This is a genomic window from Corynebacterium sp. 13CS0277, assembly GCF_002994655.1.
Taxonomy (GTDB): domain Bacteria; phylum Actinomycetota; class Actinomycetes; order Mycobacteriales; family Mycobacteriaceae; genus Corynebacterium.
Genome location: NZ_PPDL01000020.1, coordinates 1 through 12,390, shown reverse-complemented (window position 1 = coordinate 12,390; position 12,390 = coordinate 1). Strand labels below are relative to the sequence as shown.

General features: G+C 66.9%; 10 protein-coding genes and 1 tRNA gene. 6 read left to right on the top strand and 5 right to left on the bottom strand.

The genetic code is table 11. The features are described from left to right. The first annotated feature begins 58 nt into the window (after positions 1 to 58). Positions 59 to 955 carry an ABC transporter ATP-binding protein gene (locus tag C1Y63_RS09285; protein WP_106016178.1) on the top strand — a complete coding sequence of 299 codons (897 nt, stop codon included), beginning with the start codon at positions 59 to 61 and terminating at the stop codon, positions 953 to 955. A gap of 199 nt (positions 956 to 1,154) precedes the next feature. Here C1Y63_RS09285 and C1Y63_RS13240 read toward each other — a convergent pair whose 3' ends face one another. From C1Y63_RS13240 to bcp, 3 genes are all read right to left on the bottom strand, one after another. After that, positions 1,155 to 2,630 (bottom strand): ribonuclease HI, encoded by a 1,476-nt coding sequence (locus tag C1Y63_RS13240; protein ID WP_106016177.1) that lies wholly within the window; start codon positions 2,628 to 2,630, stop codon positions 1,155 to 1,157. An 11-nt stretch (positions 2,631 to 2,641) separates the two neighbouring features. Then, positions 2,642 to 3,292 carry a TetR/AcrR family transcriptional regulator gene (locus C1Y63_RS09275; protein ID WP_106016176.1) on the bottom strand — a complete coding sequence of 217 codons (651 nt, stop codon included), beginning with the start codon at positions 3,290 to 3,292 and terminating at the stop codon, positions 2,642 to 2,644. A 234-nt stretch (positions 3,293 to 3,526) separates the two neighbouring features. Continuing rightward, on the bottom strand, positions 3,527 to 4,027 hold the full coding sequence (gene bcp / locus C1Y63_RS09270; protein WP_106016175.1) for a thioredoxin-dependent thiol peroxidase: 501 nt from the start codon (positions 4,025 to 4,027) through the stop codon (positions 3,527 to 3,529). A gap of 219 nt (positions 4,028 to 4,246) precedes the next feature. Here bcp and C1Y63_RS09265 point away from each other — a divergent pair, with 219 nt between their 5' ends. Next, positions 4,247 to 4,522: a DUF3618 domain-containing protein gene (locus C1Y63_RS09265; RefSeq protein WP_106016174.1), complete on the top strand. Its 276-nt coding sequence runs from the start codon at positions 4,247 to 4,249 to the stop codon at positions 4,520 to 4,522. Between the two features lie 215 nt (positions 4,523 to 4,737). Here C1Y63_RS09265 and C1Y63_RS09260 read toward each other — a convergent pair whose 3' ends face one another. Next, complete coding sequence (locus C1Y63_RS09260; protein WP_106016173.1) at positions 4,738 to 5,337, bottom strand: isochorismatase family protein; 600 nt, start codon at positions 5,335 to 5,337, stop codon at positions 4,738 to 4,740. A gap of 133 nt (positions 5,338 to 5,470) precedes the next feature. On the opposite strand from C1Y63_RS09260, the gene C1Y63_RS09255 reads away from it, so the two are divergent. Then, a complete protein-coding gene (locus C1Y63_RS09255) occupies positions 5,471 to 6,976 on the top strand; it encodes a glycoside hydrolase family 1 protein (RefSeq protein ID WP_106016172.1) in 1,506 nt (501 codons plus the stop codon). Positions 6,977 to 7,124: 148 nt separating this feature from the next. Here the strand turns inward: C1Y63_RS09255 and C1Y63_RS09250 are convergent. Next, positions 7,125 to 7,197: transfer RNA gene (locus tag C1Y63_RS09250), tRNA-Lys, on the bottom strand. A 958-nt stretch (positions 7,198 to 8,155) separates the two neighbouring features. On the opposite strand from C1Y63_RS09250, the gene C1Y63_RS09245 reads away from it, so the two are divergent. The 3 genes from C1Y63_RS09245 (at position 8,156) to C1Y63_RS09235 (ending at position 12,317) form a co-directional block, all read left to right on the top strand. Then, positions 8,156 to 9,325 (top strand): Ig-like domain-containing protein, encoded by a 1,170-nt coding sequence (locus C1Y63_RS09245; protein WP_106016207.1) that lies wholly within the window; start codon positions 8,156 to 8,158, stop codon positions 9,323 to 9,325. 203 nt (positions 9,326 to 9,528) lie between these two features. Then, on the top strand, positions 9,529 to 10,257 hold the full coding sequence (locus C1Y63_RS09240) for an SDR family oxidoreductase (protein ID WP_106016171.1): 729 nt from the start codon (positions 9,529 to 9,531) through the stop codon (positions 10,255 to 10,257). Positions 10,258 to 11,024: 767 nt separating this feature from the next. Next, positions 11,025 to 12,317, top strand: coding sequence for an IS481 family transposase (locus C1Y63_RS09235; protein ID WP_233195665.1), 1,293 nt, complete (start codon positions 11,025 to 11,027; stop codon positions 12,315 to 12,317). Positions 12,318 to 12,390: the final 73 nt, after the last annotated feature.

The following is a 12,390-nucleotide window of genomic DNA, read 5'->3' as shown; positions in this document are numbered from 1 at the left end:
GGGCGTCCTGCCCCGTTTGTTTTTCTCTCCCCGTGTCCTGGAAGGCCTGGTGACGTCCATGTCCACCCACCCCACCATTGGTGCCCGCAACATCACGGTCGGCTACGGCGACCGGGAGATCCTGCACGACATCTCCGTCGAGCTGCCCGAGGGCGAGTTCACCGTCATCGTCGGCCCCAACGCCTGCGGCAAGTCCACCCTGCTCAAGGCCCTGTGCCGGATGCTGCCGCCCACCCGCGGTGAGGTGCAGCTCGACGGGGTGAACATTCACAAGCAGCCGCCGAAAGAGGTGGCGAAGAAGCTGTCGCTGCTGCCGCAGTCGCCGATCGCGCCCGACGACATCACCGTCTACGACCTGGTGTCCCGGGGCCGCTACCCGCACCAGTCGGCATTCCAGCACTGGTCGGCTGCCGACGAAGAAGCCGTGCAGCGGGCGCTGCTGCAGGCGCGGGTGGTGGAGCTCGCGGACCGGCGCGTGAGTGAACTGTCCGGCGGTCAGCGGCAGCGCGTGTGGATCGCGTTGGTGCTCGCACAGGACACCCCGATTGTGTTCCTCGACGAGCCGACCACCTACCTGGACATCACCCACCAGGTGGAGGTCCTCAACCTGGCCCGCGCCCTGCAGCGCAGCGGCCGGACGGTGGTGGCGGTCCTCCACGAACTCACCCTGGCGTTCCGCTACGCCACGCACCTGATCATGATGAAGGATGGCCGCATCGTCGCCGAAGGTGCAGTGGAGGACGTCGTCACCAGTGAGCTGCTCAAGGAGGTCTACGCCCTCGACTGCGATATCGTGCCCGACCCCCGCACCGGCCGCCCGATCGTCATCCCCCGCGACGACGAGGACTGGACACTGCCCGGCACCGCCACCCCGGAGACCGCTGCCGTGGCAGCCCCCGTGGCCGATGCGGCCGACACGGTCGACACGATGGTGTTCGACGCCGTGCGCGACTAACGCCCACGCCCGTGCGGCAGCTGCCGCACAAGAACGTACATGTACGCCCGCGCCCCACACCCCTGACAGCATGAGGAGGTGTGGGGCGCGGGTGCGTCTTTCGCCTGGCTTGCGGTGCACAGCGCCCATGAGCGTGGTGTGCAGCACCGATCAGGACTCCTAGGTGCAGCGCTCACCACTCGTGCGCCAACCTCCACCCCTAGCGGCTGCGGCGGGCGGCCGTCCATCGGCGCCAGTCCCGCGCCGCATCCTGCAGGATCGTGTCCTGCTGGGTCTCCCACACGTGCTCCGGGACGCGGAACTCGGTGCAACGGCGCCGCGCCATCGCCAGGCGGTGGGCCGCCTCGTTGAGGGGGTGCCCGGCGTGGCCGCGCACCCACTCCACCCGCAGCTGCGGGTGCCGGAACTCCTCCCGCCGGCAGGCGCGGGCCACCCCCCGGTTGTCGGTGAGGATGGTGACCTCCCGGTCGGGGTAGCGGGTTTCCGCCACATTGATCGCATGGTTGACGGGGGAGCGTTCCGCCAGCATGATGTTGCGGTACTTGCCCGTATCCGACCAGCAGGTCCCCTCGGAGGACACCCACGCGATCCCCGCGAAATGGCTATTGATGTTCCAGGAGGCGTCCGTGGCGATGACAACCGGGCGGGGTGGGGTGGGGTAGTGCTCCCGGGGGAGATACGTCGGTAGCGGTACCGGGTTGAGCCCGCCGGGCAGGGCGGGGAACTCGGCGGTGAGGATCTCCTGGGCGCTGGCCGCCACATCCCGGGTGAGCAGGGTGGCGATATACGTCGGCCAGAGGCGGCGCCCGGGGCCGCGGGGTGCGGTGCCGTAGGGCTCCGCGAAACGCACCTGCGGCTGGTAGCCGCGCCGCGCCCACCCCACCACCATGGCATCCACATCGGCCAGCATCTCCGCCAGGAGTGACTGCAGCGCCGCCCAGGCGGGCCGTTCCGCCCGCGGGTGGGCCCGGAGGTCCGGCTCCTCGAGGAGCGCGGGGCGCACCACCCCGTGGTTGAGGCCCTTGTAGCGCACCGCCTCCCGGGGGATGGCGGCTTCCTCCACGGTGCGGGTGGTCACCCACTCGCCGCTGTGCTCCGGGGTGATGAAACCGGCGGTGCACACGATGGTCAGCGTGCGGTGCATCCGCCGGAAGGTGAACAGTTTGATCCGCAGGAACACCTCACTGGGGGCCGCGGCCGGATCCCAGTGGGCGGTGCCGTACTGGGCCCACGGGTCATCGAAGGCTTCCACGCGGCGGCTGGTGGTGCGGCGCGGCATGACCGCCGGCGAGGGCGTGGGCGCGAAGTCGCCGCGGACGAAGCGGGCGAACAACTCATCAAAAATGGGGGTGCCGGGGCCGCGCTCCAGGGCGAGTAGCGGCTTCGGCGCCGTGAGCGCCGGGAGGCTTTGCAAACGCCCGGAGCCCGCCCCCACCGCCGCCGCGGAGTGCTGTGCCGCCCGCCGGGCCTGCGCCTGGGCGGCCATCGCCGCAGGCGTCGGCACCGGTGACGACCCCTGCGGGGCGGGGGTGTGGTGCTGCGCGCGCCCGGGCTCCAACGCCAGGTGCATCGGTAGGCCTACCCCGGGCAGCCCGGATGAGGGGCGCGGGGGTGCGGCGGCTGTGGCAGCGTCGAACGCCGCAGGGGCGGCATCCTCGGCGTCGGAGTCGTGCATGAGTGCCGCCCCTAGCCCGTCGCCACGGCGAAGAGGTAGGCCACCACCATGCGCTTCATTTCCGCCACGGTGTTGCTAAACACCGCGTCGAACTCGTCACTCGACGCCCCCAGCTGGGCGTCGCGCACCGCAAAGTTGAGCAAACTACTCACCGTGTGCACCAGGATCCCCGCCAACTGCTTCCGGTGCGTCGGGTCCGCGCCCGGCGACAGGGGGCGCAGCGCCTCAGCGATGAGTGCGAGCATTTCGGCCTCCGTCACGGCGGCCGTCGCCCGGGTGGCGGGCGTGGACTGCACGGCGTGCCACACGGCCCGCCGGGAGGGATCATCCCGCCACAGGCCCGCCAGGTGGTCGATGAACTCGTTGAGGAAGTCCGGCCACTGCAGCGCCGGCACCAGCTGGGAGAAGCGGGTGAGTTCCTCGACGATGCCGGCGGTGTCCTCCCGGTCGAGTTCGCAGATCAACACGTACTTGTTGGCAAAGAACTGGTACAGGGTGCCGATGGGGACTTCCGCCCGGCGGGCCACCTCGTCGAAGGTGAAGGACTCGAAGCCGACGTCGACGAGGACCGCGCGGGCGGCCTTGAGGATGCGGTTGAAGCGCTCCCGGGAGCGCTGCTGCGCGGGGCGGCGGCGGGGGACGAGGATCTCCGGCTGGTTCATGGTGGGGTGTCACCTCCTTCGACAGCAACGAGTGGGGTGGGCGAAACAAACAACACTGCGCACCCGCGCACGGGCGCGGCACGCAGGTAACCAATTGTACGTTGGCCATGAGGCCGACCCCCACCGGTGTGAGTAAGGTCAACCTGAACAGCAGTGTGTGGGGTGGGGACGGTGCCCCCGCGGGGTCATTCCCGCACCGTGCGCACCAGGCGGGGGAGAAAAGGGAGTGCGTGTTTAGGCGTCGGCTGCGCCCAGGTCGCGCAGCACCCGGGCGACATGGCCGGTGGCGCGCACGTTGTACAGCGCCATCGCGATGGTGCCGTCGGCATCGACGAGGAACGTCGAGCGGATGACCCCCTGGACGATCTTGCCGTAGTTCTTCTTCTCCCCGAAGGCACCCCAGGCGGTCATCACGCTGCGGTCCGCGTCGGACAGCAGCGGGAACGTCAACTGGTGGTCGGCCTGGAACTTCTGCAGCTTCGCAACAGAGTCCGGGGAAATACCGACGACGTCGACCCCGAGGCCCTCCAGGGCGCTGAGGGAGTCGCGGAAATCGCAGGCCTCCTTCGTGCAGCCCGGGGTGTTGGCGCGGGGGTAGAAGTACACCAATACTTTCCGGCCGGCGTAGTCCGCGAGGCTGACGTCCGTGCCGGAGGCAGAGGGGAGGGTAAACGCCGGGGCGGTGTCGCCGACGGCGAGGCGGTGGGGTGCGGCGGGGGTGGCAGTGTCAGTCATGCCGCCCAGCTTAGCGGCCGCGGGCGAATCCGCCCCCGGCCGGGGCTCAGCGCCCGGGGTCGTGCACGCGTACGTACCTGTGTGGTGGGCGTGGGAGAGGAGATAGCGCGCGGGGGTGGGTATCGCCTAAAGTCTTGTATCGTGCCTGCGCCTTCGCGCGCGGGAGCTACACACCCGTCACACACCGTGATTTTTTACCCAATCGAAGTGGAGAAACACATGGCACGCAACATCGACGATATCCAGCGCGAAATTGAGCGTACGCGCGGCCAGCTGGCCTCTACCCTGGACCAGCTCGCGGAGCGCACCCGCCCGGAGAACCTCGTCGAGGATGCCAAGCAGTCCGCCATGGACAAGCTGCGCGACCCGAAGGTTCAGGCCATCTGCGGTGTGGTCGCCGCCGGTGTTGTCGCCGTCATCGCCCTCGGGGTGTCTCGTAGCCGCTCCCGCAAGAAGGACCTGGAGGCTCTCCGCGAGCTGCTCGCAGGCGAGTAACCGACACAGACTCTTCTCACCCCCACCGTCATCGGGTGCGGCGTGCGCCGCCGGTCAAGGGGGTGGGACACACCCGCCCACAGTCTTTCTTCCTCCCCATCCGCCCACCGCGCCGGTGGCGCCCGGGGTGAGGGGTACGACTGTGGGCTTTGTGCTGCCCGGGGGCACCCCGCCCGCACAGGTTGGGCGTGGCACCGGTGGTGCGGGGCGTGCCCCTAGACGAGGGTGATGCCGGCGGCCGCCATCTCCTCCAGGGCGGTCGCCTCCGACTCGGCGGCCACCGGGCTGCACAGCTCCCGCAGCAGACGGGTCTCCAGGCCTGCGCGCACCGCGTCAAGGGCGGTGGCCTTCACGCAGAAGTCGGTGGCGATCCCACACACGTCCACCGCGGTCACCCCGCGGGAGTGCAGCCACGCCGCGAGGTCCATGCGGGTGTCCTCCTCGTCGGGGGTGAGGATCTCCGGGGGCGTGCCGGCCTGCCGGCCTTCGAAACCGGAGTAGGCGGCCGAGTACAGGCCCTTGTGGAAGCGGGCGCTGATCATGTCCGCCACCCGCAGCAGCGCCGGGTGGAGTTCCGCGCCCGGGGTGCCGGCCTGGCAGTGCACGGGCCAGGAGTCGACGTAGTCCGGGGTGGGGGAGAAGTGCGGGCCGGGGTCGATGTGCCAGTCCTGGGTGGTGACGATCGCGGCGTAGGTGCCGCCGTGGGATTCCACGGCCGTGGCGATGGCCTCGGCGACGTCCGTGCCGCGGGCGGTCGCGAGGGCGCCGCCGGGGCAGAAGTCGGGCTGGACGTCAACGATGATGAGTGCGCGCATGCACCCCACTGTAAAGGTCATTGTGGATACCGGTGTGCCACGGGCCCGCCCGGGGGAGAACAATGGGGGTGAACCATCCCTGCCGACGTGGGCCTCGCGGATCCTGCGAGCGCCCAGCAGAAAGTGAGCCACCATGACCACCACCGCGCACACCCCCACCCCGGCTGTCACGGACACCAGCCGTGTGCCGGAGGGCCCCGTGCGGCAGTTCCCGCCGGAGTTCCTCTTCGGCGGGGCGATGGCCGCCAACCAATACGAGGGCGGCTACGCCGAGGGCGGCAAAGGGCTATCCATTCAAGATGTCATGCCCCGGGGGATGACGGCGCCGCCGACGCAGGAACCCACGGAGGACAACCTCAAGCTGGTCGGCATCGACTTCTACCACCGCTACGCCGAGGACATCGCCCTGCTTGCGGAGGCGGGCGTGCAGGTGTTTCGGTTCTCGATCGCGTGGTCGCGGATCTTCCCCCGGGGTGACGAGCAGGAGCCCTGCGAGGAGGGGTTGGCGTTCTATGAGCGCATCCTCGACGAGTTGGAGAAGCACCACATTGAGCCGGTGGTGACGATCTCCCACTACGAGACGCCGTTGTATCTGGCGCGGGCCTTCGACGGGTGGCGCAGCCGGGCGCTCATCGACTTCTACCTCACCTACTGCCGGGCGCTGTTTGAGCGCTTCGGCCACCGGGTGAAGTACTGGTTGACCTTCAACGAGATCAACTCCCTGCAGCACGCCCCGCTCATGAGCGGCGGTATCTGGACGCCGAAGGAGGAGCTCACCCCGGCGGAGCTCTATCAGGCGATGCACCACGAGCTGGTGGCCTCTGCGCGGGCGACACAGCTCGCGCACGAGATGATGCCCGGGGCGCAGGTGGGGTGCATGATCCTGGCGGTGCCGGCGTACCCGCTGTCGCCCCACCCGGAGGACGTGCTGGCGGCGCGCGCCCTGCAGGAGCAGCAGTTGGCGTTCGGGGACGTGCACTGTCGGGGCGCCTACCCCGGGTACGTGCGGCGGGCGTGGCGGGAGCAGGGCATCGTCGTCGACATCCGCCCGGAGGACGAGGAGGCGCTGCGGCACACCGTGGACTTCGTGTCCTTCAGCTACTACTCCTCGACGGCGATCTCTGCGGCGGCTGCGGCCGCCGGGGAGTCGAACCCGGCGGTGGCGAACCTGTTCGGCGGGGTGCACAACCCGACGCTGCCGGCCTCCGAGTGGGGGTGGCAGATCGACCCGGTGGGGTTGAGGATCATCGCCGGGGAGTACTGGCAGCGCTGGGGCAAGCCGCTGTTCGTGGTGGAAAACGGCCTCGGTGCCCGCGACGAGCTCGTCGTGGAGGACGGGCGCCCCACCGTGCGCGACGAGGAACGGATCGCCTACCTCAACGACCACCTGGTGCAGCTGCACGAGGCGATCCTCGATGGGGTGGAGGTCATCGGCTATACGATGTGGGGCATCATCGACCTCGTCAGTGCCTCCACCGCGCAAATGTCGAAACGCTACGGCATCGTCTACGTCGACCGGAACGACGACGGCAGTGGCACCCTGGCGCGGTATAAGAAGCACAGCTTCGACTGGTACCGGGACGTCATCGCCAGCCGCGGCGGCACCCTCGTCGACCGCACGCCGGCAGCGGGGGAGTAAAGCCCCCAGGCGAGCAGGTGCCGCGCAGGCGACAGCCCCGCACACGGTGAGTAGGTGTGTGCGGGGCTGCGGGCGGGTAGGCTGGCTGAAGGCATAAAAAAACCAGCCCGAAGGCTGGTTTTTTTCTTCTTTGCCTCCCGAAGGAGTGTGCGCCATCAGGGACTCGAACCCCGAACCCGCTGATTAAGAGTCAGCTGCTCTGCCAATTGAGCTAATGGCGCTTCGTTGTCTCTGGGATTTCTTTCGGCCTCCCTGGCAACGGAATGAAATATTACGCACGATGCTGAACCTTGACAAATCGGCTGCTCAAAGGCGCTTTCTGAGGTGTATTGCTGTGCGTGGTGCGTGCTGCGGTTGCTTGCATGGGGTGGAGGTCTTGCATGGATCCGCCGTCGCGTGCCGTGTAGGTGGTGATTGGCGGCAGTGTCGGCGTGGTGCCCGCCGTCTTGTGTGGCGGCGGGTGGGCAGTGTGGCGGCGGCGAGGTGAGTCCGCCGGGGTTCGTGGGGCCAGCCCGTGTTTCCGCGATTTATGCCGCGCGTCTGTGTTTGTGCGTTGCGGGGCGCTCGGGGAGTGTGGCTGGGAGTCCTCCTTCTCTCCTTCTCTCCTCCATTCCTTCCCCTATTCTTTGTTCTGCTCCTGTGCTCCCACCCCTTTTCTTTGTGCTGTCTCTGCTTGTGCCTCTGCTGTGGTGTGGGGTCCTGTGGCGCTTGTCGATCTGGTGCGGGGTGAAGGGTGGTGATGTTGCCACATCAACAAGATTTGGGTGTAAGCTGACCGCAGATGCGCAGCACTCGCGCGGGTGATGCAAAAGACCAGGCAGGGCCCGGTTGTTACGCCTGCGAGTGTGTGTCGTGATGTAGGCCGCTTGGCGGCGTGGGCGTGACATTGCGCGCCCGCCCGGCGCTGCCGGGTGTATCTCTCGCCAGAAACCACTAAGTTGGGTGGTCAGGCCAAACAAAACGTCGCGGCATCACCCACCCCGCACCCGCACGCCGACACCTGCGAAGACGTGGCTCGTCCAGTGCGCGCAGCGGGGTGCGCGATGGCACGCGCCGTGACACCCTTTAAGCCCTCTTTTTTCAAGAACTCACCCCAAGGTAAGTGGAGTAGCCCCCGTGACAGGCATTCGCACCCACATGTTCGCCCACCCCCGCGGTACCCGCGCGGCCCGCCCCCGCATGCTGCGGGGCGTGGCTGTCGTTGCGGCGGCAGCACTCGCCGCCACGCTGACGGCGTGCACCATTGATAAGGGTGAATCCGAAACCGTGGAGGCCGCCGCACAGACCTCCGCGATGCCGATGCCGCCGGTGGCGTCCGTCGCGGACGGTGCGACGGAGGTCAACCCCGATACGCCTGTCACTGTGAAGGCTGTCGACGGCACCCTCACCGAGGTGCAGATGGTCAACGAGACCGGCAAGGTCATTGAGGCCTCCATCAAGGACGGCGGCAAGACCTGGTCGACGGATGAGGTGTTGGGCTACAACCGCACCTACACCATCACGGCGACCGCCTCGAACGGGCAGACCCTGACCACCACCTTCCAGACGATCGCGCCGACGGCGCTCGCGGAGGCCTACCTGTCGCCGATCCCCGACTCCACCGTCGGCATCGGCCAGGTCATCGCGATCACCTTCAACACCGCCATCCCCGACCGTGAGGCTGCCCAGAAGGCCATCACCATTGAGACCACCCCGCACGTCGACGGTGCTTTCTACTGGCTCAACGACCGGGTGCTGCGCTGGCGGCCGAAGGACTTCTGGACGCCGGGGACCGAAGTCAGCGTCGATGTGAAGCTCCACGGCGTGAAACTCGGCGACGGGGTGTGGGGCGACGAGGATAACGCCACCAACTTCACCATCGGTGACGCGATCATCGCCTACGCCGACGACAACACCAAGACCATGACGATCACCAAGGACGGCGAGGAGATCATCTCCATGCCGATCTCCATGGGGCGCGACAAGTACGCCACGCCGAACGGCACCTACGTCCTAGGCGACCGCTCCCAGCAGATGGTCATGGACTCCTCCACCTACGGGCTGTCCACCTCCTCCCCGGACGGCTACCGCACCACCGTCAACTACGCCACCCAGATGTCCTGGTCCGGTATCTACGTCCACTCGGCCCCCTGGTCGGTGTGGGCCCAGGGCTCGCAGAACACCTCCCACGGCTGCCTCAACGTCAGCCCGGCGAACGCCGAGTGGTTCTTCAACAACACCAAACGCGGCGACGTCGTCATCGTGAAGAACACCATCGGCGGGACCCTCAACGGCTACGACGGCCTCGGCGATTGGAACATCCCCTGGGAGACCTGGTCCGCCGGCAACGCGCAGCGCGAAGACCAATAGCCCCGCCGACACGGCGCCCCCACCAGGGCCGCCGCTGGTGCCTGAGCCACGCATCCTACACGCCCACCGTGCACCGCACGGTGGGCGTTGTCGTAGTACCCGCGGCGTTGGTCGGTGGGGGAGGGGGCTGTCGGGGGTGGAATCGTCCGCGCGGGTGGCCGCGCATCGGGCACGGTGGCGGGCCGGTTGGTTACGCTTGACCCATGACCACCCAGTCCCCCTCCGCCGGCCGCAACCTTGACGAAAACACGCAACGCATCCCCATCGCCGTCGTCACTGGCGCGACAGGAGGCATGGGGCAGGCCATCGCCGCCGCCCTCGCCGACACGCACATCGTCTACGCCCTCGGGCGCAACGAGGTGAAACTCCACGCCATGGCCAGTGAGCGCATCATCCCCGTCGCCTGCGATCTGCTCCAGCTCAGCGACGCGAACCCCCTCCCGGAGCAACTCCATGGCGTGGAGCGCGTTGATGTGCTCGTGCACGCCGCCGCCGTGGCGACCCGCATGCCCCTGCAGGAAACGACCACCACCCAGTGGCAGCGGCAGATGATGCTCAACGTCATCGCCCCCGCCACCCTCACCCGGGCTTTGCTGCCGCAGATCACCGCCGCCGAAGGGCTCGTGGTGTTCATCAACTCTGGTGCCGGCACCCACGTGCACCCGGGCCTAGGTTTGTACTGCGCGACCAAGCACGCGCTCTACGCGCTGGCCGACACCCTGCGCAAGGAGGTCGCCGGCACCGGGGTGCGGGTGACGACCCTGGCGCCCGGCCCGACGGATACAGAGATGCTGCAGGGCATTACCCCGGGGGAGTACGCGCCCGAGAAGTACATCGACCCCAAAGAGGTGGCCATCGCGCTGCTCGGGGTGCTGGCGATCGGCCCGAGCGCCCAGATCGCGAACCTCTCTGTGAGGCCCCGCAGCGAATAGCCGCCGCCGGCGGGGCTGGGCGGGCCCCGCGTGGGGTTAAGTGTCAAAAGGTGTGTATGAAATCCTCGATTTACCCGCCCCTACCTGCGGGAACACGCGAAGTTTAATCTTTTCGAGCATATACACGGCCCTGAACACCTAAATCCACCCATCGAGTCCGAAGCTGTGCTATACGTGTGCCAAGGCCGGGCAACGCTTGAAAAAGCGTAGCTGACGTGCAGGGATGTGTGAGGCAGGCTCTTTGAGTACGTCGGGTATCGGGCGCGCGGAATCGCTCACGCCGCGAAGGCGCCACATGGCGCTGTGCGACTCAAACGCCCCTCCTGAGCCTCGAAGCTGATGGCGGCTGTGGAGGGCCGATCAAGGAGCCCATGTCGCCTCACGCAGTCCGAATACGCCCGCCTGACTGCCACAGGAGGATCCGGATCGACTGCTGTGGCTGGGGCGCTCGGTGTGTTGGTGCCGCAGCCGAGCGCGACACGCCGGCATACACACTTTTTGACACTTAACCCCCCGCGTGCGGGCGCCCCAGGGGGTAGGTATGCGAAAAGCCTTCCGCTGACATATAGCGAAAGGCTTTTCTTTTTCGGGGTGGCTGACGGTGTGAACATCGGGGACATATTTGACATCCCCCACCTGCACCTCACACCCCTCCACCCCCGGCATCTCTCGGGACATACTTGACACTTCCCAGTACAGACATGTTTGACACATGTCTCAGGACATTTTTGACATCCCACCCCACGGCGGCGGGAAACATGAAAAGTATGTCCACAAACCGCAAGCCCCGCCGCGACCCCACCTACAACCGCAACAAGGCCATCGTCACCAGACACCAACTCGGCCAACCCGTCGCCCAAATCGCCGCCGACCTCAACCTCACCCGCCAAACCATCTACAACATCCTCCACGCCTACGAACGCCACGGAGAACAAGCCCTCACCCCTAAATCCAGGCGCCCCCACACCAACCCCACACGCGTCAACGAAGCCCTCACCAAGGCAATCCTCGACCTGCGCACCACACTGACCGCGCAAGGCCTTGACGCAGGCCCAGTCACCATCCGCTGGCACCTGACCCAACAAGGGCTCTACGCCCCCGCAGCGTCCACTATCCACCGCATCCTGGTCAACGCCGGCATGGTCACCCCGCACCCCAAGCGACGCCCCAAATCCAGCTACATCCGCTTCAACGCGGCCATGCCCAACGAATGCTGGCAATTCGACGTCACCGAATACCGCCTGGTCAACGGAACCAAAGTAGAAATCCTCGACTGCATCGACGACTACTCCCGCATGATCATCGACGCCAAAGCCTACCCAGTAGTCACCGGGCAGATCGTCGTCGACTTCGCCGAGAAAGCCTTCGCCACCTACGGCGCACCCCAATCCACACTGACCGACAACGGCATGATCTTCACATCCCGCCTCACCGGCAGGCCAGGCGCTCGCAACGGCTTCGAACGGCTGCTGGCCGGACTGCACATCGAGCAGAAAAACGGCCGCCCATCACACCCCCAAACCCAGGGGAAAATCGAGCGCTGGCACCAAACCTTCAAGAAGATCCTCCGCGCACAGCCCCCGGCGCACACCATCCAAGAACTGCAAAAACAACTCGACGACGCCGTCGAACTCTACAACAACAGGCGCCCACACAGTTCCATCGGAGGCAAGATCCCCCACCACGCCTACAGCAGCGCACCGAAGGCTGTCCCAGACCCCAATTACGACCCTGACGCCAACAACCGAGCGCGCGCTGATGTTGTCGACCCCTCTGGAAAATGCACACTCCGCCACGGCGGCAAGTTACTCAAACTCGGACTCGGCAGAAAGTGGCGCCACACCGCCATCACCATCTTCGTCGACGATGACCAAACCACCGTCGTCGAGACCGCCACAGGCATCCTCATCGCCCGCCACATCCTGGACCCACGCAAGCAGTACCAGAAGCCCTACGAGAAGTACCCACCGCCCCCGGACCACGTCATCCCCCCGGAAAAACCAAAAACCCGGGTTAAACGACAGAAAGTGTGTCTGGAACCCCCGATTTTCACGGTATGACCAGCACGAACAACCCTGACATGCCCACCCAACATTCGAACACCACCCAAAACACCTAACCTCCACCACTCCA